At 70.5% G+C, this 25,503-nt stretch carries 25 protein-coding genes; 9 read left to right on the top strand and 16 right to left on the bottom strand.

The window, feature by feature from the left end:
• Positions 1–99: 99 nt before the first annotated feature.
• The 4 genes from L1280_RS12675 to L1280_RS12660 form a co-directional block, all read right to left on the bottom strand.
• The gene (locus tag L1280_RS12675; RefSeq protein ID WP_253582656.1) at positions 100–897 is read right to left on the bottom strand and encodes an NTP transferase domain-containing protein; all 798 of its coding nucleotides are present in this window, start codon (positions 895–897) and stop codon (positions 100–102) included.
• Positions 894–2,264 carry a HAMP domain-containing sensor histidine kinase gene (locus L1280_RS12670; protein WP_253582655.1) on the bottom strand — a complete coding sequence of 457 codons (1,371 nt, stop codon included), beginning with the start codon at positions 2,262–2,264 and terminating at the stop codon, positions 894–896. The genes L1280_RS12675 and L1280_RS12670 overlap by 4 nt, the downstream gene beginning before the upstream one ends.
• Before the next feature lie 277 nt (positions 2,265–2,541).
• Entirely contained in the window at positions 2,542–3,204 is a 663-nt protein-coding gene (locus tag L1280_RS12665) for a response regulator transcription factor (protein WP_253582654.1), read from the bottom strand.
• 33 nt (positions 3,205–3,237) lie between these two features.
• A complete protein-coding gene (locus L1280_RS12660) occupies positions 3,238–3,627 on the bottom strand; it encodes a YkvA family protein (protein ID WP_253582653.1) in 390 nt (129 codons plus the stop codon).
• Between the two features lie 68 nt (positions 3,628–3,695).
• Here L1280_RS12660 and L1280_RS12655 point away from each other — a divergent pair, with 68 nt between their 5' ends.
• The 4 genes from L1280_RS12655 to obgE all read left to right on the top strand — a co-directional run bounded on the left by L1280_RS12655 (position 3,696) and on the right by obgE (position 7,688).
• Entirely contained in the window at positions 3,696–5,186 is a 1,491-nt protein-coding gene (locus L1280_RS12655; protein WP_253582652.1) for a hypothetical protein, read from the top strand.
• Between the two features lie 387 nt (positions 5,187–5,573).
• Positions 5,574–5,876 carry a 50S ribosomal protein L21 gene (gene rplU / locus L1280_RS12650; RefSeq protein WP_152870908.1) on the top strand — a complete coding sequence of 101 codons (303 nt, stop codon included), beginning with the start codon at positions 5,574–5,576 and terminating at the stop codon, positions 5,874–5,876.
• A gap of 137 nt (positions 5,877–6,013) precedes the next feature.
• A complete protein-coding gene (rpmA, locus tag L1280_RS12645) occupies positions 6,014–6,289 on the top strand; it encodes a 50S ribosomal protein L27 (RefSeq protein WP_104991676.1) in 276 nt (91 codons plus the stop codon).
• A gap of 97 nt (positions 6,290–6,386) precedes the next feature.
• Positions 6,387–7,688, top strand: a complete 1,302-nt coding sequence (gene obgE, locus L1280_RS12640) for a GTPase ObgE (RefSeq protein ID WP_253582651.1) — start codon at positions 6,387–6,389, stop codon at positions 7,686–7,688.
• A 61-nt stretch (positions 7,689–7,749) separates the two neighbouring features.
• Here the strand turns inward: obgE and L1280_RS12635 are convergent, their stop codons facing one another.
• Positions 7,750–8,556: a peptidylprolyl isomerase gene (locus L1280_RS12635; RefSeq protein WP_253582650.1), complete on the bottom strand. Its 807-nt coding sequence runs from the start codon at positions 8,554–8,556 to the stop codon at positions 7,750–7,752.
• Positions 8,557–8,632: 76 nt separating this feature from the next.
• Between L1280_RS12635 and cmk the strand changes: the two genes are divergently transcribed.
• The gene (gene cmk / locus L1280_RS12630; protein ID WP_253582649.1) at positions 8,633–9,262 is read left to right on the top strand and encodes a (d)CMP kinase; all 630 of its coding nucleotides are present in this window, start codon (positions 8,633–8,635) and stop codon (positions 9,260–9,262) included.
• Positions 9,263–9,322: 60 nt separating this feature from the next.
• On the opposite strand, the gene L1280_RS12625 is transcribed toward cmk, so the two are convergent.
• The 6 genes from L1280_RS12625 to L1280_RS12600 all read right to left on the bottom strand — a co-directional run bounded on the left by L1280_RS12625 (position 9,323) and on the right by L1280_RS12600 (position 17,789).
• Positions 9,323–12,037, bottom strand: a complete 2,715-nt coding sequence (locus tag L1280_RS12625; RefSeq protein WP_253582648.1) for a S8 family serine peptidase — start codon at positions 12,035–12,037, stop codon at positions 9,323–9,325.
• 46 nt (positions 12,038–12,083) lie between these two features.
• Positions 12,084–13,694, bottom strand: coding sequence for an Ig-like domain-containing protein (locus L1280_RS12620; RefSeq protein WP_253582647.1), 1,611 nt, complete (start codon positions 13,692–13,694; stop codon positions 12,084–12,086).
• A gap of 173 nt (positions 13,695–13,867) precedes the next feature.
• Positions 13,868–15,094 carry a pitrilysin family protein gene (locus L1280_RS12615; RefSeq protein WP_253582646.1) on the bottom strand — a complete coding sequence of 409 codons (1,227 nt, stop codon included), beginning with the start codon at positions 15,092–15,094 and terminating at the stop codon, positions 13,868–13,870.
• Positions 15,091–16,371 carry an insulinase family protein gene (locus tag L1280_RS12610; protein ID WP_253582645.1) on the bottom strand — a complete coding sequence of 427 codons (1,281 nt, stop codon included), beginning with the start codon at positions 16,369–16,371 and terminating at the stop codon, positions 15,091–15,093. The genes L1280_RS12615 and L1280_RS12610 overlap by 4 nt, the downstream gene beginning before the upstream one ends.
• On the bottom strand, positions 16,368–17,330 hold the full coding sequence (locus L1280_RS12605; protein WP_253582644.1) for an RluA family pseudouridine synthase: 963 nt from the start codon (positions 17,328–17,330) through the stop codon (positions 16,368–16,370). The genes L1280_RS12610 and L1280_RS12605 overlap by 4 nt, the downstream gene beginning before the upstream one ends.
• Before the next feature lie 3 nt (positions 17,331–17,333).
• On the bottom strand, positions 17,334–17,789 hold the full coding sequence (locus L1280_RS12600) for an arsenate reductase ArsC (RefSeq protein ID WP_253582643.1): 456 nt from the start codon (positions 17,787–17,789) through the stop codon (positions 17,334–17,336).
• A gap of 80 nt (positions 17,790–17,869) precedes the next feature.
• On the opposite strand from L1280_RS12600, the gene L1280_RS12595 reads away from it, so the two are divergent.
• Positions 17,870–18,388 (top strand): peptidoglycan DD-metalloendopeptidase family protein, encoded by a 519-nt coding sequence (locus L1280_RS12595; protein WP_253582642.1) that lies wholly within the window; start codon positions 17,870–17,872, stop codon positions 18,386–18,388.
• 31 nt (positions 18,389–18,419) lie between these two features.
• Here L1280_RS12595 and L1280_RS12590 read toward each other — a convergent pair whose 3' ends face one another.
• Genes L1280_RS12590 through L1280_RS12575 form a run of 4 tightly spaced genes read right to left on the bottom strand, consistent with a single transcriptional unit; the run spans position 18,420 to position 21,218 of the window.
• Positions 18,420–19,019 (bottom strand): histidine phosphatase family protein, encoded by a 600-nt coding sequence (locus L1280_RS12590; RefSeq protein WP_253582641.1) that lies wholly within the window; start codon positions 19,017–19,019, stop codon positions 18,420–18,422.
• The gene (locus tag L1280_RS12585) at positions 19,016–19,972 is read right to left on the bottom strand and encodes an NUDIX domain-containing protein (protein ID WP_253582640.1); all 957 of its coding nucleotides are present in this window, start codon (positions 19,970–19,972) and stop codon (positions 19,016–19,018) included. The genes L1280_RS12590 and L1280_RS12585 overlap by 4 nt, the downstream gene beginning before the upstream one ends.
• Positions 19,969–20,616, bottom strand: a complete 648-nt coding sequence (locus L1280_RS12580; protein ID WP_253582639.1) for a deaminase — start codon at positions 20,614–20,616, stop codon at positions 19,969–19,971. The genes L1280_RS12585 and L1280_RS12580 overlap by 4 nt, the downstream gene beginning before the upstream one ends.
• Positions 20,613–21,218, bottom strand: coding sequence for a diguanylate cyclase (locus tag L1280_RS12575; protein WP_253582638.1), 606 nt, complete (start codon positions 21,216–21,218; stop codon positions 20,613–20,615). Before L1280_RS12575 ends, L1280_RS12580 begins: the two co-directional genes overlap by 4 nt.
• Positions 21,219–21,470: 252 nt before the next feature.
• On the opposite strand from L1280_RS12575, the gene groES reads away from it, so the two are divergent.
• From groES to L1280_RS12560, 3 genes are all read left to right on the top strand, one after another.
• Positions 21,471–21,758, top strand: a complete 288-nt coding sequence (gene groES, locus L1280_RS12570; protein WP_152870936.1) for a co-chaperone GroES — start codon at positions 21,471–21,473, stop codon at positions 21,756–21,758.
• An 83-nt stretch (positions 21,759–21,841) separates the two neighbouring features.
• Positions 21,842–23,488 carry a chaperonin GroEL gene (groL, locus tag L1280_RS12565; RefSeq protein ID WP_253582637.1) on the top strand — a complete coding sequence of 549 codons (1,647 nt, stop codon included), beginning with the start codon at positions 21,842–21,844 and terminating at the stop codon, positions 23,486–23,488.
• A 162-nt stretch (positions 23,489–23,650) separates the two neighbouring features.
• Entirely contained in the window at positions 23,651–24,175 is a 525-nt protein-coding gene (locus tag L1280_RS12560; RefSeq protein ID WP_253582636.1) for an ATP-binding protein, read from the top strand.
• 55 nt (positions 24,176–24,230) lie between these two features.
• Here the strand turns inward: L1280_RS12560 and L1280_RS12555 are convergent, their stop codons facing one another.
• Positions 24,231–25,475, bottom strand: coding sequence for a 2,3-bisphosphoglycerate-independent phosphoglycerate mutase (locus L1280_RS12555; RefSeq protein ID WP_253582635.1), 1,245 nt, complete (start codon positions 25,473–25,475; stop codon positions 24,231–24,233).
• Positions 25,476–25,503 lie beyond the last annotated feature (28 nt).

The following is a 25,503-nucleotide window of genomic DNA, read 5'->3' as shown; positions in this document are numbered from 1 at the left end:
ACAGTATGCACACCCCTCCGGGGGGCCGCAAGGCGGGAACACCCACAGTTCCCCCTCAGAATTTCCCGAGCTGCACGCCAAAAAACCCGACTGTCTCCGTCAGGATTGCCCGATTGCCCCCAGGTGCCGCTCGGCCAGATCGAGGTCCGCGTCCTTGTCCACGTCGGTGCCGATGGCGGCGTGCCCGGTGATCAGGGCACGGGCCTGGACGCCCAGGATGGCGCTGACCTTCCCCTCCAGCGCAGGCACGGTGAGGCGGCGGGTCAGCAGCCCCAGCAGCACGCCGGGGCCGATCAGTGCGGCGAGGCGCAGGGGAGCCTTGCGGGCGCCCAGCACCTCCCGCAGCCGGGGCAGGAACTCGCCCACCAGCCGGGGGTCGAGCAGGAAGACGTTCCCCCCGGTAAAGCTTCCCTCGCGCAGCCGGGCGTAGGTGCGCTGCACACCGGGGAAAGCCGCCTCGCAATCTGTGCGCCGAACAACCGGGTAGACGAGGGCCGCGTCGCCGGGCGCGGTGTCCAGCACGTCCGCAAGTTGCGCGGCGGTCACCAGCGGGATATCCGCCGTCGCCACGATCACGCGCTCGCCGGGGGCCAGGCCACGGGCGCTCAGGGCCTCCACACCCGCCTCCAGATTGCTCAGCAGGGTGCCGTGGTCGGTGACGCGCTCGTCAATGAGGGCGTCCATCTCGGGCGTGGTCGGACCGACGTAGGCCACCCGGCCCACCCGCCCGCTGCCGCGCAGTGCCCGCAGCACGTGCAGCGCCATCGGCTCGCCCGCCACCGGAATCAGCCCCTTGACGCTGACCCCATGCGCCGCCGCGAAGGGGTCGCCGGGGTCACCGCCGCCCAGCACGACGGCGCTCCACTGCGGGGCGGGGGCAGCCTGCTCATGACTCATGCGCGAGAGCGTACCACCCCGCCCCCCGCGCGGGCCGGAAGGTGCAGCGTGGCCGTGAACCCCCCACCGGGGGCACCCGAGAGCCGCAGCTCGCCCCCATGCACCTCCGCCGCGCGGCGGGCCAGCGCCAGCCCCAGCCCGTGCCCCCCGGCGGTGCGGCTGGCGTCGGGACGGTAGAAGGCCTCGCCCAGCCGGGCCAGGGTCGCCGCGTCCACGCCGGGGCCGTCGTCGCGGACTTCCACTTCGGCCCCACCTGCCCCGTCCGGGCGCACCGTGACAGTCACCGCTGCACCCGGCGCGTGCAGCAGCGCGTTCGCGGTGAGGTTCCACACCGCCTGCCCCAGCAGCACCCGGTCGCCGTGCGTGGTCAGGGCCTGCGGCGCGATCAGGTCCACATCGGCCTCCGGGGCCAGTTCGCGGGCACGGTCCACCGCCTCCGCCGCAAGGTCGCGCAGGGGCACCGCCGCCCGCGAGAGGGCCGCCGGGTCGCGGGCGAGCAGGAGGAGGTGGTTGGTGAGGGTCGAGAGCCGGGTGAGGTCGGTGCCCAGTTCGCGCAGCTCGGCCCGGTAGCGCTCCGGCTCGCGGTCGTGGGCGAGGGTGGCGTCCACCCGCGCGGTCAGGGCGGCCAGCGGCGAGCGCAGGTCGTGGGCGGCGGCCCGCACGAAGTCCTGCTCGCGGTCGCGGGCGTCGGCCACCCGCCCAAAGGCCCCCTCCAGCGTGCGGGCCAGCCGCGCGAGTTCGTCGCCCTCGCCCGCGCCGGGCAGCGGCGAGCGCAGGTCGCCCCCCGCCCCGATGCGCCGCGCCGCTCCCTCCAGCCGCCGCACCGGGGCCAGTAGCCGCCCGGCCACCGCGTACCCCAGCCCCGCCGCCAGCGCGAGCACCAGCGGCAGCAACCACGCCAGCGCCCTCGCGAAGGCCTGCCGCGCCTCAGTGAGCACGGGCGCGTCCGACAGCACGGCCAGCGTGGCCCCACCGCGCAGGGACCGCACCGCCAGCAAGCGGCCGTCCAACGTGTACACGTCCGGTGGGAGGGCCGTGTCCAGCTCGGCGGGAAAACGCGGCGTCTGCGCCTGCCCGCCGGGACCGCTCAGCCGGAGTTCCAGAAAGCGGGTCTGCGCGTCCGAATCCGCGAGCCGCTCCAGCCCCCCCGCCGACAGCACGCCCACCCCGAATGACCGCGCCGACTCCTCCAGCGCCCGTTCCACCCGCACCTGCACGGCGCTCGCCGCACTCTGGAGGGCCTCCACCTGCGAGATCCACAGCAGCCGGTTCACCGCGAAAAAGAGGCCCACCGCCACCAGCACGGCGGCGAGCGCGGTCGCCAGCCCAGCGGTGAGCGCGAGGCGGGCGCGGAGGGTCAGGCGCATGGGCAGGCCCGGAGGGGTAATACGGGAGTGCTTCTCACTTCGCTCGGACGATTCCCAGGCATCACCGCAATCTGGTAGGCGAGATCAAAACCTCCGCGAGAGGCGTTCCTGGGAGCAGGGGGGAAGGTGCGCTTTCTCGCGCTGGGACGGCTGCGCCGTTCACCCCCCACCCAGCCTCCCCCGCAAGGGGCGAGGAGCAAGAACACCGTGCCGCACGACTTTTTTCTGTGACCTGCGTCGATCATCGGCGGACGGCTGAGGGCCGCCGTTCCTCCCCTCACCCCGCCACCCGGTAGCCCCGCCCCCGCTCGCTGCTTACAGCCTCCGGCGCGAGCTTGCGTCGCAGGTAGCGCACGTACACGTCCACGATGCGGGCCTCGCCGCCGAACTCCGGCCCCCAGACCCGGTCCAGCAGTTCCTCGCGGGTAAACCAGCGGTCGGGCGCCAGCGCGAGGGCTTCGAGCAGCGCGTACTCGCGGCCCGTCACGGCGACCTCTGCCCCGTCCCAGGTCACCACCCGGCCCACGGTGTCCAGCACCCCGCGCCCACCCGAAAAGGTGACGCGCGGGCTCGGCGCTCCCCGCTCCCGCCGCGACAAGGCCCGCAGCGTGGCAAGCAGCTCCGGCACCGCGAACGGCTTGACGAGGTAGGCGTCTCCCCCCAGGTCCAGCCCCTGCACCCGGTCTTCCAGCTCGCCCCGCGCCGTCAGGAAGAGGATGGCCGCCTCCGACCCCGCCGAGCGCAGCTCCCGCGCGATCTCGAAGCCGTCCAGGCCCGGCAGCATCACGTCCAGCACGACCAGGGGGTACTCGCCGACGAGCGCTTCCTCCAGGCCCTCCGGCCCGGTCTGCCGCCACGTCGCCGCGTAGCCCGCCTCGCGCAAGGCACCCAGCGTCGGCTCCGCGATTCGGGGGTCGTCCTCGACAAGCAGCAGGCGCATGGGGCCAGTCTAGAGGGCCTGGTAAACCGGGCGTTAACCGGAGAGCGTGCGCAGCAAGGCCCACCCCAACCCCACCAGCCCGGCCAGAAACAGCAGTCCCAGCGAGGGCAGCAGCCAAGGCAGGCGCCGCGCAAGCCGTCCGCTCCGTGCCCGTGCGTCCGCCAGCACCGCCGGGGGCAGTCCCCGCGCCGCGAACGCGAGCACCGTGGGCACCACCACGAGGTCGTCCCCGACGCCCAGCAGCGGCAGGGCCTCGGGCAGCAGGTCCACCGGGCTCAGCGCGTAGGCGAGCGCGGCCAGGGCCGCCAGCCGTGCCCGCGCGGGCGTGCGGCGGTCGCGCAGGGCGAGCAGCAGGGTCAGGGCGTCCCGCCAGATGCGGCGCAGTCGGAAGATCACGGGGCTAGATACGGGGAAAACGGCCATAGGGTTCCTCTGGAGTCGGTCCACCCACATTCGCCTGCTTTATCAAATTTCACCGATTACCATCAGACATGAACCCTGCCCCGCCCGTGATCCTCGACGATCCGCCGGGAACTGCCCTGGGCATGAAGCTGTCCGGGCAGGTGGTCCTGACGCGGGTGCGGGGGACGCCTCCCCTCCGTTCGAGGTTATCGGTTGCCCTTCTTTGCGGTCTTCTGACGCTCACTGGCAACCCAGCCGCGTCGGCCCAGGTCAGTCCAGCAGCCCAGGGGGCCACTCCAGCCAGCTCTTCGGCGCTGGAGTGGCGCATTCGCCCGCTCGCGCGTGAGCTGGCGATGCATGAGCGCTTTTACCGCTCGGCCTGGCCTGGGGGAGAGCAGGCTGCGGTGGAAACCATCGTCACGGACGGCGCGGCGGCTTATCTCCTGAGGTTCGGGGAGGTGTCGAGCTTTCCGCTGGCGGAGCTGCCCGCTTCTATCCGGCAGGCCATGGGCCTGAGCTTCGAGCATGACCGGGCACGGCGGCGGGCCTACTACTGCCTTGACGCGCCTTTCCTGGGCTTGCCCCCCGAAGTGGCGAACAGAGAATTGGTACGCCTCATCGTGCATGAAACCTTCCACGCCTTCGTCCAGGGAAACAACTGGCTGGAGGTGTCGCGCCTCATTGCCAGGGGCAGCCGCCGGGTGCAGACTTACCCAGTGGTGGCCGAACCCCGCGCCTACCGGGAAGAACTGGGCAGGCGGCTGCTGGACGCCCTCACCACCCCGGACCCCTCCTGGCGCAGCCGCCTGCTGGCCGAAGCCGCCGGGCTGTATCAGGGCTGGAAAACCAGGTTCCCGGAGGAAGCACGCCTCAGCCAGTGGACCGACATCATGGAGGGGAGCGCGACCTACTTCGAGGCACGGGTGGGCCTGATGACCCAGGGGGCAGACGGGAATGCCTCAGCGCTGGCGTCGTACCTCCCCCAGTCGGTCCCCCCGGCCCGGCCGGACCTCACCACCGAGGCCTACCGCCTGGGGGCGCTGGCGGGGCTGCTCCTCGATCAGGAAGGGGACCCGCTGCGGTGGAAACAGCGGCTGATGGCGGGCGTGACGCCTCTCGAACTGCTGTTGGGCACCCGGACTCCGCAGCAGGTGACTCCATCCGGGGCGGCGCTGGGGCAGGCTCAGGAAGCCGCTGACCGGCTCAATGAGGCCCTCTCGCCGTGGCTGGACCCTGTGCTGGCCCACCTGCGGGCGGGCGCTCCCTTCCTCGTCCTCGAGGGCAGGCCCCAGGGTTCCTTCAGCCCGAAGGGGTTTTACCGATCCGCCGCGTTTCCGGAGTACACCTTGACCCCCCTCACGAGGGCGACCGTGGAGACCAAACAGGGCACGGTGACGATTGAAAACGCGGTGTGGCTCGAACAGGAGGGTGCCCAGATGTCGATGACCTTCGTGGTCGAGCCGGGCTGGGTCGGGACACAATCCGGCCGGTTGGTCGTCACGCACCCTGGGCTGAGCAGGCCCCTGGAAGTGACGCGGGAAACGGACGCGCGGGGCCGGACCATTTACCGGGCGCGGTAGTCCCGCCTGGAGAGAGCGCGGCCTCTGCTATCCTGGCCCGCAGGCGCAGGCGGCCTCACGCCGCCCACCCCGGAGGTTTCCCCAGGCAGACGACTCGGCCCCTCAGCGCCGAGCCAGCGTGTACCGCGAGGACACGCGAGAGACACCGCAACGGCACATCACCGGCAAAACGTCCCCATAGCGGGGGCGGGTGATGACTGGCTCGTTCCGGTGCTCTCCCCAGGGGGACCTCGCCCGGTTCGGGCACTTCCAGCATGTGGCTCCGGCGCGGGCAGTGTGCTAGGATTTTTCACTGGTGACTCGCCCCCCCCTCCTTGGACGGGACGGGCGAGCGAAGAAGCCGGACACCGGGGCAGCGTTCCCGGCGCGGCAGGAGGAAGGGAAGAGATGTTTGCGATCATTCAAAGCGGCGGCAAGCAGTACCGCGTGCAGGAAGGCGACGTCGTGCGTGTGGAGTCCCTCACGGGCGAAGCCGGGCAGACCCTGAGCCTCACCCCCCTCTTCGTGGGCGGCGAGCAGGCCATCTTCGGCGAAGGCGCCGGGCGCTACAGCGTGGAAGCCGAGGTCGTCGAGCACGGCCGCGGCCCCAAGATCTACATCCGCAAGTACAAGAGCGGCATCCAGTACCGCCGCCGCACCGGCCACCGCCAGAACTACACGGCGATCCGGATCACGGGCATCAAGGGTTAATCCCGTTCTCGCCCCCGGTGAGAACCGAGCGGAGCGAGTAGGGACAGATCAGAAACTCGCGGCGTGGAGCGGCCCGAGGTGCACTGTCCGAGGGACGCGGAGCAGAGCGAGTTTCGCAGCAGGAGAGGTGAACTGAAATGGCACACAAGAAAGGCGTGGGTTCGTCCAAGAACGGACGCGACAGCAACCCCAAGTACCTGGGCGTGAAGAAGTTCGGCGGCGAAGTGGTTGTCGCCGGGAACATCCTCGTGCGTCAGCGCGGCACCAAGTTCAAGGCGGGCCAGGGCGTCGGCATGGGCCGCGACCACACCCTCTTCGCGCTGGTGGACGGCAAGGTCATCTTCACCAACCGTGGCGAGAAGGGCCGTTTCATCAGCGTGGAAACGGTGCAGGCGCCGGTCGCCGCCGACTGAACACGGCTGTACGGCACGCCCTGCCCGGCGACGTGGCGGGGCGTGTTTTTTTGAGACTCGACAACAAGCTGAGACGAGACAACAGAGGAGGTGCCGGATGGCATTTCGTGACGTGCTGGACATCGAGCTGGCGGCCGGAAATGGCGGCGACGGCAGCATGAGCTTCCACCGGGCCAAGTACATGGAAAAGGGCGGCCCGGACGGCGGCCACGGCGGGCGCGGGGGCAGCATCATCCTGCGGGCCATCGAAGGCGTGGAAAGCCTGGAGCGGCTGGTGGGGCGGCGCAAGTTCAAGGCCGAGAACGGGGCCTACGGCGAGGGCCGGTTGCGCCAGGGCTCGGACGGCTCGGACCTCTATATCGACGTGCCGGTGGGCACCACCGCCTTCGACCGCGACACGGGCAAGGTCATCGCCGACCTCGTGCGGCCAGGGCAGGAGCAGGTCATCGCGCGGGGTGGGCTCGGGGGCCGGGGCAACTCGACCTTCGTGAGCAGCACCCGGCAGGCGCCGCGCTTCGCGGAACTGGGCACGCCGGGCCAGAAGCGGCGGGTGCGGCTGGAACTGCGATTGATCGCCGACGTGGGATTGGTCGGCTACCCCAACGCGGGCAAGAGCAGCCTGCTGGCAGCCCTCTCGCGGGCGAACCCGGCCATCGCAGACTACCCCTTCACGACCCTCTCCCCCATCCTGGGCGTGGTGGACCGCGAGGACGTGGGCGAGCGCTTCACGATGGCCGACATCCCCGGCATCATCGAGGGCGCGTCGGAGGGCAAGGGGCTGGGGCTGGAGTTCCTGCGCCACATCAGCCGCACCCGGCTGCTGGTGTACGTGCTGGACGTGACCCGCGACCCGGTGGAGGAGCTGCGGGCCTTGCAGGCCGAGCTGCGGGCCTACGACCCCAGCCTGCTGGACAACGCCGCCGCCATCGCGCTGAACAAGGTCGAGCTGGTCGACGCCGACCTCATGGCGATGGTGGAAGGCGAGCTGGCGGACTTCGGCCTGCCCATCCTGCCCGTCAGCGCGAAGACGGGCGCGGGATTGTCAGAGCTGCGCGAGGCTCTCTTCCAGCTTCTGCCCGACCGCGAGTTGTGGGCACAGACCCAGGCGCTGGAGGTCGAGACCGACGAGGTGCGCGAGGAACCCCTGACGCTCACCTTCCGCGAGGACGCCCCCGAGCGCGGCCAGACCGACCCCGAGCGGGTCTGGGAGGTGCATGGGGGCGGCTTCGAGGCGCGGCTGGACCGCTTCTCCCGGCACATGGAGGACGCCGCCGAGTATCTCTCGAACCTCTTCAAGCGCCAGGGCCTCTACCGGGAACTCAAACGGGCCGGGGCGCGGGAGGGCGACACCGTGGAGATCGGCCCCTTCCGCTTCGAATACTTCGAGGACGAGGAATAACCCACAAGTGGGAGGGCCTCGCCTGCGAGTCGTGCAGGCGAGGCCCTCTCGTTGCTGGGGCTCAGCCCTTGGTGACGATCCGTACGGTGATCATCTCGTCGGGGGTGGCGCCCTCGATGGGCTGCTCTTGGCCGGAGCTGGCGTCGGCGGTGCGGGTCAGCTTGGCGAGCACATCGTCGCCCTGCACGACCTTGCCGAAGATGGTGTGGCGCCCGTTCAGGAAGTCGGTGGGCGCGAAGGTGATGAAAAACTGCGAGCCGTTGGTGGCCGGGCCGCTGTTCGCCATCGCCAGGATGCCGGGGGCGTCGAAGGTGAGGTCGGTGCGGAACTCGTCGGCAAACTGGTAGCCGGGGCCGCCGCTGCCTGTGCCCGTCGGGTCGCCCGTCTGCGCCATGAAATCCTCGATGACGCGGTGGAACTTGATCCCCTCGTAGTAACTGTTGCGGGCCAGCGCCACGAAATTGTTCACCGTGACGGGGGTCTCCTGTTCGTACAGGTCGGCGAGAATCTGGCCCTTGGTCGTGTCGATCAGGGCGTAATAGTCCTTGCCGTCTTCCAGGGCGAACTCGGGTTCCGCCTCGTACTCGCGCACGGGTTCCTCGGAGAGCGCGGGCACCAGGGTGTAGCCCGCCGGAACCGGGCCAGGCTCGCTGACCTTCTCGGCACTGGCTTCGGCGTCCTCGGTCTCGGTGGCCGCCCCTTCCTCCGCGTTCGCCTCCTCCGTCTCGGCCGAGGTCTCGTCGGTGGCGGACGTGTCGGTCTGGGCTTCTTCGGTCTGGCTGGCCGGGGTGTCGGTAGTGCTCTCCTGCTGGTCCTGACAGGCGGTCAGGGTCAGCAGGGCCGTGAGGATCAGCAGGGCGCGTTTCACCCCGGCAGTCTAGCGGGAAGGGGCCTGAGAAGAAGGGGCGGGGCGCCCACTCCACTGTGCCCTCTACACTGGGCGGGTGATCGTGACGATAGACGGCGTGGCGGCCAGCGGCAAATCGAGTGTGGCGTCGGGCGTGGCGCGGGCGCTGGGGATTCCCTATGTCAGCAGCGGCCTGCTGTACCGCGCCGCGACCCTGCTGGGGCTGGAGCAGGGGCTGGCTCTGGACGACGCGGCCAGCCTGCTCGCGCACCTGCACGCCAATCCCCTGCGCCTCGAACCCCGCGCCGAGGGCAACCGGGTGTGGGTGGGGGAGCGCGAGCTGACGGCCGACCTGCATTCCTCGCGGGTGGACGCGGGGGTCAGCGTGGTCGCCGCCCTGCCGGAGGTGCGGGCCTGGGTGGACGCGCACTTGCGTGCCCTGCCCGAGCCCTTCGTGGCCGAGGGGCGGGACATGGGCACGAACGTCTTTCCCCACGCGGGGGCCAAGTTCTACCTCACCGCCAGCCCCCGCGTCCGCGCCGAGCGCCGCGCCAAGGAACGCCCCGAGGACGTGCCCGCCATCGAGGCGGCGCTGACCGAACGCGACCGGCTGGACACCGTGCAGAGCGCCCCCGCCCCGGACGCGCGGGTGATCGACACGGGGCCGCTGCCGCTGGAGGGGGTGATTGGGGAGGTGCTGGAGGGCGTGCGGACGCGGATGACTTGAGGGCGCCGGATGAGCAGAGGGGGCCGGGTCACGTGGACCTGGCCCCCTTTACAGGTTCGCTTAGCGCTGAATGCCGAACACCGGGCTGGTGTACGTCTCGATGTGGGCGGGGTTGCTCTCGTCGCCCAGGGCCTTCAGAACGCGCAGGCGCAGGCGGTAGTCGCCGTTGGGTGCAGCATTGCCGTTGGCGAGTGTGCCGTCCCAGCTCCAAGTGTAGTAGGCGTTGCTGGTCGGGCCAGTGTAGCTGTTGGTGGCGTTGCGGCCCACGTACTCGTCACGGCTCACGGTATCGATCCGGTTGCCGCTCGCGTCCAGCACGTCCATCTCGATCCAGCGCGACTGGTGCGCGAGGTGAGCCCAGATGCGCGGGATGTCGAGCGTGGTGCCGACTTGGCCGAGGGTGAAGACGGGCTTGGTCGTGGGCACCCCGTTCTCGTAGTACAGCAGCCCCTCCACAGCGTCGTAGAAGGCCGGGAAGTCGCGCGGCGTGGTGCCCAGGCCGTAGCCCGGCAGCGAGACATTGCCCAGCACCTGAATGCTCTGGTAGTCACCCTTGAAGCCGCCGTAAGGCACGCTCAGGCTAACGCCGCTGGCGTTGGTGTTGGTCATGCGGATGTAGCCGCCGTACTGCGAGCGCTCCCCCGCCCCGCTGGGGGCCATAATGCTCACATTCAGCTCGGCAGTGCCGCCTGCCGGGACCGTCACGGTGGTGCTGGCCTGGCCGTTGATGGTGACCGTGGCCGCCGCCGTGCTGGCCGCAGGCACGAAGGTCGTGCCGCTGATCGTCAGGGCCGCCACGTGGGTCACTTGGTAGGTCTGGGCGGTGCTGCCGCTGTTGCGGATGGTCAGCACCTTGGTGCGGGTAGGCATCCCTTCGCTCTCGCCCAGGGCGATCTTGCTGGGCGTCACGCTGACACCGCTCTGGAGCGCCGCGAGGGCCGCCGGAGCATTGACCACGCCCGCGCCCTGACGCTGCACGTAGTCCACGAAGGACGACACGCTGCTACCCAGAAAGTAGTTGCTGGGCTTGGCCGTGTTCTGGAGCAGGCGCCGGGCTTCACCGTCAATCCTGCCGAGTTGGGGGTAACGCTCCAGCAGCAGCGCGGCTACGCCCGCCACGTGCGGCGCCGCCATGCTGGTGCCGCTGAGCACCGCGTAGCCGGTCGCTTCCTTAGTCAGCGGGTAGGTGCTCTTGATCAGGCCGCCGGGGGCCGCCACGTCGGGCTTGAGGTCGAGGTCGGGCGAGGTGCCGTAGCTGGAGAAGCTGCTGAGGGTCCCGCCAGTCGGATTGTCAAACAGGGCACGCTGACCCGTGAAGGTCACGCGCGGCGCCGCGCCTGAGGAGATCTGGTTGCCGATGCGCAGACCGTCCACGTCCGACAGGCCGACAACAGGAATCTCGATGACCTGGTTGTCGTTGGCGACGCTGGGGGCTACGGTGGGCGAGAGCACGCCGGGAGCGTTGTTGTAGAGCAGCACGGCGCGGGCACCCGCGGCCTGCGCGTTGAGGGCCTTCTCGCGGAACGAGCAGGTGCCGCGCCGGATCAGGACCGCCTTGCCTGCCAGACTGTTGGGGGCGTAGGGATTGACCCCGTTTACGAAGCAACCGTCAGCCGCCGCCGCGTTCGTGACGCCCGGTCCACGGGTCACTTCCAGGTTCAGGCCGGTGCTGGGATTGGGAGCGCCCGTCGCCACCGTGTAGGCCACCCGCGCCCCGTCGGTGCTCACAGTCAGGTAGTCCATCTCCAGCTTGGCGTTGTCGACCGAAGCCACCGCGATCACATTCGCGCCGAGGCTGGGAGCGCCCGTGGCGAACTGGCCGTCGGTGCCGCTGTTGCCCGCCGAGACGGTCACGATTACGCCGCGTTTGGCGAGCGCACTGGCCGCCTTAGCGGTGGGGTACTCGGGCCACTGGAAGCTCGAGCCGATGCTCATATTGAGCACCTGCATGCCGTCGGCTTCGGCCCGCTCCATCGCCTGAATCATGATGTCGGCGTTGGTCGAGCCCTCGCAGCCGAACACCTTGTAGGCCCCGAACATCACGTCGGGCGCCACGCCCTTGAAGCCGTTGGTGGGGTCGTTGGCCCCCACGATTCCGGCCACGTGCGTGCCGTGTCCGCCGCAATCGTCGGCGTTCTCGTCAGGCGTGGGCGTGGTGACGCCGTTCGAGCCGAAGGCGTCACCCACGAAGTCGTAGCCAGTGATGATGCGGCCCTGGAACGCCGGGTGGTCATAGTCGATCCCGGTGTCCATGATGGCGACCTTGACGTTCTTGCCGGTGATCCCCATCTCGTCGCGCAGGATGGACGCCCCAGTCATCGTGGCGGCCGTCTGCACCTGCGGCACGGAGGGTTCCTCGCCGACCTCGGTCACGGGGCGCTCAATCTTCACGACCGGGAACACGTTGACCACGCCGGGCAGGCGGGCGATGCGGTTGGCTTCCTCGGCGCTGGCGACCACGCTCAGGCCGTTGAAGAGGCGCTGGTAGCTGGCGAACTCCTGGAGCTTCAGGCCCGCCTGGGCGGCCCGCAACCGGAAGTCGGCCTGCTGGCTGCGGATGCTCTGGGCACCCAGCGTGGTGGGGTCGCCCGCGAGTTCCACGAAGTAGCGGCCCGTCTCGCTGACAGGGACGTCGGCGGCACGAATCGCGGCCGAGCCGGAGCCGTTGCCTCCCGCCGAGGGCGCGTTGCCGGCAGGAGCGTTGGTCGTGCTGCCGCAGCTCGCGAGAGCGATGGCGGCGGTCAGAAGCAGCAGGGCATGACGGGGAGTGTTCAAGGGTGGTCTCCTGTACTCCGGCGGAGCCGGGCGAGAGGCGGGTCGCCTAGCGGCGGCTGAGAGACAGACGGTACAGATTGGTCGGTCGGTCGTCGGTCGCGCGTGGATCGTCGAGGATGCGGAAACTGGTCACCACAATGTAATACGTTCCTTCCTGCGGGAGGTTGAACAGCAGCTCGGCGTCGTACCCGGGGCCGCTGTCGTCATCCTGCTCGAACACGGTCTTGCCGTCGGGCAGCAGGACCTGCACGTAGGGGTCGAGGGTGCTGTTCGGAAAGGGGCCACCCTGCCCACCCACGCTCAGGCGCAGGCGGTCGTCGGCGGTTCCCGTGAAGCGGTAGATGTCGATGTCGCGCGGGCTGCCCGCGATCACGCCGTCGATGCTCTGGCCGATCTGAATCGGGGTCGCCCGGTCCACGAAGTCACCCGCGTCGATGGCCACGGTCAGGGTGGTCCTGGCCTCGGCCGTCTGCCCGGCCGCGTCGTAGGCCCGCGCCGTGAGCACACGTGTGCCCCCCTGCGCCGCCCCGAACGAGAGCGACACCGCGTAGGGCGCCTCGCGGCTCACACCCACGCGCTCGCCGTCGAGGAGGAATTCGACCCGGTCGATGCCCCGGTCGTCCTGCGCGTTAGCCGTCAGGGTGACGGGCTCCTCTCGGGTGACCGTGAGCGCGTCCGGCGCGAGGCTGACGGTGGGCGGCGCGTCTCCGGTGGCCACTACGTCGACATTGAGGGTGCGGGTCACCTCGGCTACCCCGCCGCGGCCATCGAAGACCTTGACCAGCAGAGTACGCGGCCCGTTGTCCGCCGCCGTGTAGGTGAGGTCGGCGCTGTAGGGGGCCTGATCGTCGGTCGCCACGAGGCGGCCGTTGTCGTAGACCTCGACCCGCGAGACCGGGAACCCCGGCACCGGCCGGACAGTCACGGTGTAGCTCGTCGGGCTGTTGCGCAAGACGGCAACCTCCGCCCCCTGCGGCGCCGTGGGCTGCCCCGCCACCGTGACGGTGGTCGTCGCCTCGGCGGCATTCCCCGCCGCGTCCGAGGCCACCGCCCGGTAAACCCACGCGCCCGCCCCCACCGCCGTGAGGTCGTCGCGGAAGGTGTATGGCGCGGCCGTGTCCTCGCCCAGCCGGGTCTCACCCCGGTAGAAGGTCACGCCCGTCACCCCGGTATCGTCGCTGGCCGTCGCCGTGAGGTCGACCGGGCCGGGCGCCGTCAGGGTCTGGGGCGTCGCCGAGAGGCGCACGGTGGGGAGCTGGGTATCCGTGGCCCCTGCCCCCGCGATGGCGACCGTCAGGGTCGCGCGGGCCTCGCTGCGGTTCCCCGCCGCGTCGGTCGCCACGGCCCGCAGCGTGTGGGCGCCGTTGTCGGAGGCCGCGTAGCTCACCGTGGCCTCGAAGGGGGCTTCCCGGTCGGTGCCCAGCAGCCGCTCGCCGTCATAAAAGGCGACGGAGACCACTCCCACGTTGTCGGAAGCCTCGGCCCGCAGGGGGACGGCGCCGCTGGTCTTCACGACCCCCTCCCCCACGTTCAGCCGCACTGCCGGGGGCACCGTGTCGGCCGAGCCCGGTGTCACGGGAACTCCAGGGGCCGAGCCGGGGCCGCAGGCACACAGCAGGCTGGTGAGGAGGGTCAGGAAGCAGAGGGGTCGTTTCATCAGGGTCCTGGGGAAGCCAAACCAAAGTGACTGGGCCGTATCAAACGGCAACCGCTCCCACAGGAGACGGTAACCGCTCAACCTTCACTCACAGTTCCTTCGGTGACCGCACTATAAGACTCTGCTGAGCGCAAGACAAATGTTACTCATGTCACCCTCACCAGCGGGGGGGTCTAGCGCCTCACTTCCGGTCCCGTTCCCACCCCCGTTGCCCCCGCCAGCGGGCACAACTCCAGCACGGACCGCACCTCCTCCAGCGAGACCCGCTCAAAACGGGCCACTTGCTCGTCGGTCGTCAGCGCCTCGCCCAGCGCGAGGGCGTCCATGCCCAGGGCGAAGAGGCGGCCTCCCGGCGTCTCGGCCCGCAGCAGGCCAGAGACGGCCAGCTTGCGGGCGGCGCGGCGCACCCGCTCGGGCGTCAGCCTGTCCCCGGCGCGGCGCAGCACGTCCAGATAGGTGGCCTGCACCTCCGGAAAGCGCTCCGGGTCGCAGGAGAAGCCCCCCTCGAAGGTGCCTGCGTCGGTGTAGTCCAGATGCGCCAGGTCCGCGCTGTCGGCGAGCCCGGTGTCCAGCAGCGCCCAGTAGAGGTCGCCGTTCTCCCCGCCGATCAGCTCGGCCAGCACCGCCGCTGCCTCGCGCAGGGGGTGACGGGCAGACACGCCGGGCAGGGCGAAGGACGCCTGCACCCGGCTGAGGTTCTCGTCGGGCAGAAATCGGAAGGTGCCGGGGTGACGTGGGACAGCCGGGGCGAGCACTGGGGCCGGGAGGCCGCTCGGCCAGCTTGCCAGTTCCCGCACAGCCCACGCCTCCACCGCGTCCGGGTCGAAGGCCCCCACCACCGTCAGGGTTACCCGCCCGGCCCCGTACCGCTCTTGCCAGTTGCGGGCGAGCATCTCCCGCGTCAGCCCGCCCACCGTCTCGGGCGTGCCCAGGATGGGGTGGCCCAACCCGTGCCCGCCCCAGTAGTCGGCCCGCAGCTCGTCGGCCACGCGCACGGCGGGCTGCTCGGCGTACATGGCGATCTCCTCCAGAATCACGCCCCGCTCGGCCTCGATGTCGGCCGGGCGCAGGGCGGGGCGCAGCAGTTCGGTCAGCGTGTCCAATAGTTCGCCCCCCTGCTCGGGCAGGGTCGCCGCGTGGTAGACGGTAGCTTCCTCGCCGGTAAATGCATTGGCGTGCCCGCCGAGGTCGTCCAGCCGGGCGTTCAGCTCGGCGGCCGGAACTTCCTTCGACCCCTTGAACATCAGGTGTTCGAGGAAGTGGGAGGCGCCGAGTTCGTCCGGGTGCTCCTCTCGCGCCCCGGTCGCCACGAAGTAGCCCGCCGCGACGGTCTGGGCGGCCTCATCGGGGTCGAGGAGAAGGGTCAGGCCATTCGGCAACCGCCGCTCGCGCAGGGTCATGCGGCCTCCCCGGTGCCCTGGCCCGCCGCCTCCGGCCCCAGGGTGACCACCGTGGCCCCGGCGAGGGGGTCGTATCCGGCCAGAAAAGCGTTCACGTCGTCCAGTGTCAGGGCCGACACCGCCGCCCGCAGCTCCGCGAGGGGGCGCACCCGGCCGAACAGGGCGAGGTCGCGGGTCAGGCCCCCGGCCCGCGAGCGCAGGCTCTCGGCGCCGAAGACCACCCCGGCGAGGAGGCCCCGGCGTGCCCGTTCGAACTCGGCGTGCTCCAGCCCGGCGCTCAGGCGGCCGAGTTCCGCGAGCAGCACCTCCAGCGTCTCCGGAGCGCGGCCCGGCGTGCTGCCCGCGTACAGGCTGACGAACCCCTGCCCCCCCAGCACCACGGGCGAGGCCCCCACGCTGTAGGCCAGCCCGCGTTCCTCGCGCACGGCGTGGAAGAGGCGGCTGGCACTTCCCCCCGAGAGGGCCGTCAGCGCGAGCTGCCAGCGCAGCCAGTCGGGGCTGAGCGGGGGGACGCCGGGCGCCGTCACGCTGAGGTGGGTCTGCTCGGCGTCCGGGTGCGGGACATGGGCACGGGCACCGGGGACGAACCGGGCGGGGACAACCAGCGGCTCCCCGCCGGTCCAGCCCGCAAAAGCCCGCTCGACGAGGCCGCGCACCTCGGCTGGCTCGGCGTCGGCCACGACCCCCAGCACGCTTCCCCGCGCCGGAGAGCGGGCGTGGAAGGCCCGCAGGCCCCCCGGCGTCAGGCGCGAGAGGCCCTCGCGCGTGCCGCTCGCGGGGTGGACATAGCCCGCGTGGGGCGAAGCGGGGTCGGGCGGAAAGGCCACCCGCCGCGCTTCTACCGCGAGGCGGTCGGGGGGGCTTTCCTCCAGCGCCTCCAGGTCCTGCCGGGCAAGGTCGGTCAGGATGGGGAGTTCCTCCGGCGGCAGATGGGGCCGCAGCACGAGGTCGGCGGCGAGACCCAGCGCGGCCGGGAGGTCGGCGGTCAGGCCGCTGAGGCTCACGCGCGTCGCCTCCGGCCCCACGCCCCCGCCCCGCCGCACGCCGAGGTCGTCGAAGGCGTCGCCCAGGGCGCGGGCGTCCCGGCCCCCGGCTCCTTTGGACAGCCACTCTTCCAGCACGCCTGCCGCCCCCTCCTGCCCGCGCGGGTCGTGGGCGCTCCCCACCGGGACGCGCAGGTCAAAGGCGAAGCCCGGTCCCCGGCGGCGCTCGAAGGCGACCGTCAGGCCGGAGTCCAGGGTCCAGACGTGGGTGGGCGGGGTGGGGGGCAACGTCACCGGGGGAGTGTAGCGGCTGGGCCGGGCGGGGCTGGGAGCCAAGTTGCAGTCCTCCCCGACTCCCCGGCCTGCCGCAGCGCCGCCGGAGGCTCCGCCCGCAGGATCAGCCGCTCGCCCGTGACTGGATGGGTCAGGGTCAGGCGCTCGGCGTGCAGGAGATAGCCGAGGTCACCGGGGAGGCCGGGGTCGTCCTCGCGGGGCAGGCCGCCGGGGGCGTAGAGGGGGTCGCCCACCAGAGGGTGCCCGGCCGCCGCGAGGTGGATGCGAATCTGGTGGGGCCGCCCGGTGTGGAGGTCTACCTTGAACAGGGTCGCCTCCGGGCGCCGCTCCAGCACCCGCGCCACGCTGAGGGATTCTTTCCCCGACGCGCTCACCGCGTACACCGTGCCCAGCCGGGGGTGCGGCACCGGGCCGATGGGCGTGGTGAGCGCCCGCTCCTCCCAGTCAGGGTGGCCGGTGCCCAGCGCCCGGTAGACCTTCTGCACCTCGTCGGCTCGCCAGGCCTGCGCTAGCAACGCCGCCGCTTCCGGGGTCAGGGCGAACAGCACCAGCCCCGACGTGCCGCGCCCCAGGCGGTGCAGGGGCCGCGCCCCCGGCCAGCGCCGCCGCACCTGGGTCAGCAGGGTGCCCTCCAGAAAGCCGCCGCCCGGCAGCGTGGGCAGGCCGGAGGGCTTGGCGACCGCGAGAATCGCCCTGTCCTCATGGACGACTCCGAAGTCCAGCGGCACGGCCTCCTCGTCCCAGGGGGGACGGTGCCAGTCGAGCCGCCCACCGGGGCGCAGCTTCTCGCTGCCGTGGGCCGCCTCGCCGTCCAGCCGCACCTCGCCCGCTTCCAGCCGGGAGCGCCACGCCGCCTCGTCCGAGTGCGTGTGCGCCCGCACGAGGTAGGTCAGCACGGTCACCCCCCGCGCCCAGGCGGGGACGCGCTCGCGGTAGACGTAGCCGGAATTGAGCGGCATGGCTCAGGCGACGGCCGGGCTCTGCGTGGAGCTCGGTGGCACGGGCCGCCCACCTGCCAGCGCCTCCACGAAAGCCGTGAACTGTGTCTCGATCTGGTCCCGCACCGCCCGCCAGCGCTCCAGCGAGCCGCCCGATGGGTCGACAAAGGGATAGTGCAACCGGATGGTGGGACCGGGGTAGACCGGGCAGGCTTCCGCCGCCGAGTCGCAGACGGTGATCACATAGTCGAAGCGCTGCGGGTCGGGCAGGTCGTGCAGCGTCTTGCTGCGGTGCCCGTCGAGGCTCAGGCCCCGCTCGGCCATCACGGTCCTCGCCTCGTCCTTGACGCGGGTGGCCTCGGTTCCGGCGGAGTGGACCTCCAGCGCGGCCCCCGCGCGGCGGGCCGCCTCGCGCGTCAGGGCCTCCGCCATCTGCGAGCGGGCCGAGTTGTGGGTGCAGAGAATCAGGACGCGGGTCACGCGCCCAGGATAGGCCGCGTTTCCGCCCGACCGTGGGCACCCTCGCCCTGCCCCGCCCGGCTTGCCCCCATGCTGGGAAGGTGCGCCGTGTCCTCCGCTTCCTGCTGATTCTCGCCGTGCTCGCCGGAGCCGCCTACCTGCTGTGGCCCTTCCTGGAAAATGCCCGGCGCTACTCGGCCCTGCTCGCTGCTCCCACGCCCGCCGAGGGCAGCCTGCCCAACCCGCTGCCCGGCCAGTCCTTCGTGGACACCTGGGGCGCGGCCCGCTCCGAGGGGCGGCGGCACGAGGGGGTGGACATCTTCGCGCCGCGCGGGACGCCGATTCTCGCGACCACACCGGGCATCGTGGTGAACGTGGGCGAGAACCGTCTGGGCGGGCGCACGGTGATGATCCTGGGGCCGGGCGGACAGCGGCACTACTACGCCCACCTGGAGCGTTACCGCGAGGATCTGAAGGAAGGCGACTGGGTCGAGGCTGGAGACGTGGTGGGTTACGTGGGGGACAGCGGGAACGCGCAGGGCACGCCGCCGCACCTGCATTACGGGATTTATGCGGGGGGCGGGGCGATCAATCCGTATCCGCTGCTGCGGGGGGAGTAGCGGCCAGCCACCAGCTTCCAGCCGCCAGCGGTCACAGGTGCGGCGTGAGGTTGACCCCTGTTACCAGCGCCGTGTGGCTCGTCCATGACAGCTCCACCGTGGCAAAGGCCGTGTCCCCGAAGCGGAACCAGCCCCGGTGCGCCCCGGTCAGCTCGCGCAGCATGGAGTTCAGAAAGCCGCCGTGCGACACGACGAGGGCATGTTCTCCCCCGCCCTGCCAGATCAGTTCCAGCGCGAGCAGGGCGCGGGCACGGATGGCCGCCTGCGACTCCCCACCGTCGCGGGTCAGGGGCGAGAGGTCGTGGCGGAACTCGGGGATGGGGTAGCGCTCCAGCGCCTCCTCGTGCGGAAGACCCGCCAGCGGCCCGTTGTCCCACTCCATCAGCAGCGGCGTCGGCGTGACGGGGAGCCCCAGCGCCCCCGCCACGATGGTCGCCGTCTCGTGTGCCCGGACCAGGGTGGAGGCGTACACCCGGCCAAAGCCCGGCGGGTGGGCCTGCCAGTGGGCAGCGAGTGCCCTGGCTTGGGCGCGGCCCACATCGGTCAGAGGCGAATCGTAGTGGCCCTCATGCACGTTCTCGTCGTCGGCGCGGCTGCGGCCGTGGCGCAACAGGGTGAGGCGGAGGGTCACGCCGTCCTCGTCGCCAGCACGACACTCTCGCGGCGGCTGACGCTGACCTCGGTGCAGAGGAGGCGCGGCTGGGCGTAGAGGGCCTCACGCAAGGGATCGCCGCCGTGCATTCGCTCCGGCAAGAAGGCAGGCGGGCTGAGGTCATCCACCACCAGCAGTCCGCCGGGGCGCAGCGCGTCCACGAGGGCGTCCAGACTTTCCTCCCCCTTCGCCGGAGCACAGTCCACGAAGATCAGGTCGAAGGGGCCTGCCGTCAGCGCGTCCCGCCAGTCGGCACACCGGACCTCGGCGCGGGGGTCGCCCGCCAGCAGGGAGGCGACGGCTTCCGCGCAGGCTGGGGTCACGTCCACCGTCACGAGCCCCGCCGCAGTGTCCAGCCCCGACAGCAGCCAGGCCGTCCCCACCCCCCAGCCGCTTCCCAGTTCCAGCATCCGCCCGCCGGGACGCGAGGCGGCCAGCGTTCTCAGGAGTCGCCCGGTTTCAAATGAGCAGGAGTGGGGAAAGCCATGTGCCTCTGCACTGTTCACCGCCCGCGCGACGAGCGGCGGCAAGGCCAGCGCCTGGGGCGTCTCCCCCCGCGCCGCGAGCACCTGACGCAGTTGCACGTCGTCGGCCCAGGGCAGCGAGCGCGGGTTGACCCAGGCGACCGGGCGGCCCTCCGGACTCGGCTCCAGCGCGAGCAGCCGCAGGGGGAAGCACTCGGCGTCCACGCCCGACGCGCCGCGCAGGGGCACGGGGTCCCCGGCCACCTCGCAGCGGGCACCTGCCTCCTCCCAGGCCTCGCGCACCGCCGCCTGCGCCGCCGTCTCGCCGGGGTGAACGCCGCCGCCGGGAAGCGTCCAGCCGCCCCATTCCAGCCCGGTCATCAGCACGCGCCCGTCTTCCTGCTCGATCCACGCGCAGGCCCGGCCCACCCGCGTGGGCGAGGGGGAGAGATTGACGAAGGACTTCATGCGGGCACCTCCAACAACAGCGGCCGGGCCTGGGCGAAGGGCGCTTGCCGGGACCGCAACGCCGCCAGCGTGCCGGAAGCGTGCAGGTGCTCCGCCGCCCGCAGGTCCAGCGGGTGCGTCCGCCGGTACTCGCGCAGCAGCGAGGACTCCAGGGCCGCGTGGCCTTCCTCCAGAAAGCCGACGAGCGCCAGCCGCAGCGCCGCCGACTGCACGGCCTCCGGCGCCCGGCCCACCCGAATCCCCTTGCGGGCGACGTAGGGATCGTCCGTCAGCAGCCGGGTGCAGCCCGCCCACGGGTCGGGCGCGGCGTACTCGACCGCCCGCAGGCCGCTCATGGCGATGGCCCCGGCGCACTGCGGGCAGGGTTCCACCGTCGTGAGGACCGTCCAGCCGTACACCTCCGGGCGCGGCACCTCCCGCAAGTTCAGCAGGGCATTGATCTCGGCGTGCGCGAGGTCGTGGCCGGAGATAAAGCCCCGTTCGACCGTCCGCGCCTCGCCCAGTCGGTTGCGGCCCCGCGCGATGACCTCACCCTGCGCGTCCACCACAACGGCCCCGATGGGGTAGGAGCCGTGGCAGTACCCCGCCCACGCCTCGGCCAAGGCGTCGTCCCAGGGGGACCGTACCCAGGAGCCCTGACTCACAGCTCCCCCCGGTACTTCTCCACCAGATCGTCCAGCGCTTCCCGCAGCAAGGACGCCTCGGTGCGGCCCAGCGCCCCCGACAGTTTGGAGAGGCGCTCAAGCTGACTCTTGGGGTAATAGTTGGACTTCAGGACCATCTTGCTCTCCACATAGATGCAGGCCCGGCCCCGCCCCTCGCGTTTGGCCCGCAGCAGCGCCTCGTCGGCGGCGCGTTGCAGGTCGGCGAAGGTGTGGGCATGGGCAGGCCGCGCCGCCAGCCCCACGCTCAGGCCCAGCGTGCGCGGCCAGTGGGGGTCGCGGTGAATGTGGAAGTGCCGAATCACCTCGTCGAGGAGGATCAACGCCGTTTCCGCCGCCGTCTCGGGGAGGAGGGCCGCGTACTCGTCGCCGCCCAGCCGACCGATCACGCTGCCGGTGGGCAGGCTGCCCGACAGAAGGCGCTCGACGCCGCGCAGCACCCGGTCACCCTCGGTGTGCCCCAGCGCGTCGTTGAGCGTCTTGAAGTGGTCGAGGTCGAGCAGGGCCAGGGTCACGGGAGCGCCGCGCAATTCCTCGAACGCAGCCTCAAACGCAGGTCGGGTCAGGATGTCGGGTCTGGGCATAGAGAACCTCCTGGATGGGGTGCCCCACCGTACATCATGCGGTCTTACATATATATGTCTCATCTTTTATGTCAGGCAAGGTGGCAGGAATCTACCGTCTCAGCCGCACTTGAGCGCACCCGACTCAGATTGTTGCCTTTGTAGAGTTGACATTCTTGAGTCCATGCGACTAGGATTCCGTCTGGAACGGCGAAAACCGCTCAGCCTGGGCGGGGGTAGCCCCAACGCATCTCATCCACAGGAGGTTCATCCATGCTGAAACCGTTAGGTGACCGTGTGCTGGTCGAAATCGTCGAGGAAGCCGAGCAGAAGACCGCCGGGGGCCTGTACGTGCCCGACACCGCCAAGGAAAAGAGCCAGCGCGGCCGCGTGATCGCGGTGGGCAACGGCAAGATGCTCGACAACGGCACGCGCGTCGCGCTCGATGTCAAGGAAGGCGACACCGTGTACTTCGCCAAGTACGGCGGCACCGAAGTGACGCTGGAAGGCAAGAACTACAGCATCCTCAGCGAGCGCGACATCCTCGCCATCGTCGAGTAAGACCCCTGGGAGAGGCCTTTGGGCCTCTTTCGCCCGGTCAGCATTGCCCTCTTTTCACCCTGCACTTTTAAGGAGCAAAACACATGGCTAAACAGCTTGTTTTTGACGAGTCCGCCCGCCGCAGCCTCGAGCGCGGCGTCAATGCCGTCGCCAACGCCGTCAAGGTGACCCTGGGGCCGCGTGGCCGCAACGTGGTCATCGAGAAGAAGTTCGGCTCCCCCACGATCACCAAGGACGGCGTGACCGTCGCCAAGGAGATCGAGCTGGAGGACAAGCTCGAGAACATCGGCGCCCAGCTCCTCAAGGAAGTCGCGTCCAAGACCAACGACATCACGGGTGACGGCACCACCACCGCCACCGTGCTGGGTCAGGCCGTCGTGAAGGAAGGCCTGCGCAACGTGGCGGCGGGTGCCAACCCCCTCGCCCTGAAGCGCGGCATCGACAAGGCCGTGGCCGTCGCCATTGAGGAGATCAAGAAGCTCGCCGTGCCCGTCGAGGACAGCGACGCGATCAAGAAGGTCGCCGGGATCAGTGCCAACGACGAGGCCGTCGGCCAGGAAATCGCCAACGCGATGGACAAGGTCGGCAAGGAAGGCGTCATCACCATCGAGGAGTCCAAGGGCTTCGACACCGAAGTGGACGTCGTGGAAGGGATGCAGTTCGACAAGGGCTACATCAGCCCCTACTTCATCACCAGCCCCGACACGATGGAAGCCGTCCTCGAAGACGCCTACATCCTGATCAACGAGAAGAAGGTCAGTGCCCTCAAGGACCTGCTCCCCGTGCTGGAGAAGGTCGCGCAGACGGGCCGCCCCCTGCTGATCATCGCCGAGGACGTGGAAGGTGAAGCGCTCGCCACGCTGGTCGTGAACAAGCTGCGCGGCACCCTGAACATCGCTGCGGTCAAGGCCCCCGGCTTTGGCGACCGCCGCAAGGAAATGCTGCGCGACATCGCCGCCGTGACCGGTGGTCAGGTCGTCTCCGAAGACCTCGGCCACAAGCTGGAGAACGTCGGCATGGACATGCTGGGCCGCGCCGCCCGCATCCGCATCACCAAGGACGAGACCACCATCGTGGACGGCCGGGGCAACCAGGCCGAGATTGATGCCCGCGTGAACGCGATCAAGGCCGAACTCGACTCCACCGACTCCGACTACGCCCGCGAGAAGCTCCAGGAGCGCCTCGCCAAGCTGGCGGGCGGCGTGGCCGTGATTCGCGTCGGCGCCGCGACCGAGACCGAACTCAAGGAGAAGAAGCACCGCTACGAGGACGCCCTCTCCACCGCCCGCTCGGCGGTCGAGGAAGGCATCGTCGCAGGCGGCGGCACCACGCTGCTGCGCGTGATCCCCGCTGTCCGTGCGGCCGCCGAAGGCTTGACGGGTGACGAGGCGACCGGTGCCCGCATCCTGATCCGCGCCCTGGAAGAGCCCGCCCGCCAGATCGCCGTGAACGCCGGTGAGGAAGGCAGCGTCATCGTCAACGCGGTCATCAACTCCGACAAGGCCCGCTACGGCTTCAACGCCGCGACCGGCGAGTACGTCGAGGATATGGTCGCCGCTGGCATCGTGGACCCTGCCAAGGTGACCCGCACCGCCCTCCAGAACGCCGCCAGCATCGGTGCGCTGATCCTGACCACCGAGGCCATCGTCTCCGACAAGCCCGAGAAGGACAAGGTGCCTGCGGGCGCTGGCGCGGGTATGGGCGGCGACATGGGCGGGATGGACTTCTAACCAAGAGCGAGTAAGCCTGCGTTGGCGGGGCAAGAAAGGTGAGGGGCCACCCCCGAACCTGAGGCCACCAAAACGCAGAGCAGGAAAGGAGCCGTGGCGCAATGCCCCGGCTTCTTTCTTTTGGTGGACGCAGCGGGCGTGAGCAGGCCATAGCTTGCCCCCATGCCCACCCTCCTCGTCGTCTCCGGCCTTCCCGCTTCAGGCAAAACACACCTCGGCTCGCGGCTGGCGCGGGCGCTGGGGTGGCCCTTCGTGAGCAAGGACGACTACAAGGCGATGCTGCATGACCACCTGCCCGACCTGACCCGCGCCCAGGCCGGGCCGCTGAGTTTCGAGCTGATGTACCACGTCGCTGGGGTGGTGCTGGCGGCGGGCGGGAGTGCGGTGCTGGAAACGCATTTCTACCGGGGCGTCAGCGAGCCGAAGATTGAGGAGTTGGCGCGGGCGCACGGCGCAGAAATCATTCAACTCTTCTGCGAGGCTTCGCTGGATGACCTCCGACGGCGCCATGCGGCGCGGGTGGCCTCGGGCGCACGGCCCCATATCGACCTGCCCTTCGACCATGCCGAGCTGCCGGAGAGTGCGTGCTGGACGCCATTGGCCCTGGATGCGCCACTGCGCCGGGTGGACACCACCCAGCCCCAGGACACGGCTGAGCTCGCCCGCTGGGTACGCGACCAAAGCTGAGGGGAAGGCCCACCCGGAGCCCTCCCCTCTTTTGCTGGCCGCTGGCGACTGGCTTTTACGCCCCGTACTTCTGCAACTTCAGCGCGTTCGCCATCAAGAGCGGCATCACGTCGGTGCCCCGGCGCAGGCCCAGACTGCCTTTCTGCGCTTCTTCCTCGGTGTAGCGGGCGGCCATATCCTTGCGGCCGTATCGGCTGTTGATCAGCAGCGGCACCGGGTGCCAGGAGTGGCTGGCGAGCTTGCTGGGGGTGGAGTGGTCGCCCACGATACACAGCACGTCGGGCTGAAGCTCGCGCAATCGGGGCAGCAGGGCGTCGAACAGTTCCACCTTCTTCACCTTGGCGTGGAAGTCGCCGTCCTCGCCGGTCGAGTCGGTCTTCTTGACGTGGAAATAGAAGAAGTCGTACTCGGCCCAGTGCGCGGCCAGCGCAGCCACCTTGCCGTCGAGCGCGTCTTCCTCGCCCTCCACCTCCAGCACGTCCATCCCGACGAGGCTGGCGAGGCCCTTGTACATCGGATAGGACGCGATGCAGGCGGCCCGCAGCCCATAGGTGTCCGCGAAGGACGGGAAGTGCGGCACGTCGCTGTAGCCCCGGAACAGCACCCCGTTGACCTGCGGTTCTTCCGCGAGGGCCGCCTCGGCGCGGGCCACGAATTCGTTGACCAGGAAGGCCGTGCGCTCGCTGGCGGGGTCGCCGCCCACCGCCGTCTGGGGCGGCACGCCGGTCACCTGCGGGTCCACGTCGCTGAGGTTCGCGCCCAGGCCCTGCCCGGCTTCGTCCACCCCCTGCGAGCGGAAGACCACCACGAAGCGGTGCTCGGACTCGGTGTAGATCTCGACCGGGGTGCCGTCAATCTCGGGAATGGCGGCCCGCAACTTCGCCACGATCTCGGCGTTCTTCTCGTCGCTGGGGCGCCCGGCGCGGCGGTCGGCGATCACGCGGCCCACCCCCAGCGAGGCGAAGTTGCCGCGCACGGCCACGTCCCCGGCCCGCAGGCGCACGCCGATGCCCACCGCCGAGAGGGCGCCGCGCCCTACCACGTAGCGCAGCGGGTCGTACCCGAAGAGGCTCAGGTGCCCCGGCCCGCTGCCCGGCGTGATTCCGGCGCCCACCAGTTCGACCTGCCCGAGTTGTGACTCCAGCGCCAGCGCGTCGAGGTTGGGCGTCTGCGCGGTCGCCAGTTCGGTGTCCCCGTTCACCGTGAGGGGCAGGCCACCCACGCCGTCGAGCACGACCATCAGGATCTTGCTGTCGGTCTTCTTGGCGATGGTGCGAATGGTGTCCATCAGGTCGCTCATGGCCCCAGTCTACGCGGGGAGCCAGGCG

It is taken from the genome of Deinococcus sp. HSC-46F16, assembly GCF_024171495.1.
GTDB lineage: Bacteria > Deinococcota > Deinococci > Deinococcales > Deinococcaceae > Deinococcus.
Note: the sequence above shows the minus strand (reverse complement) of the source record. Positions and strands in the feature narration are given on the sequence as shown.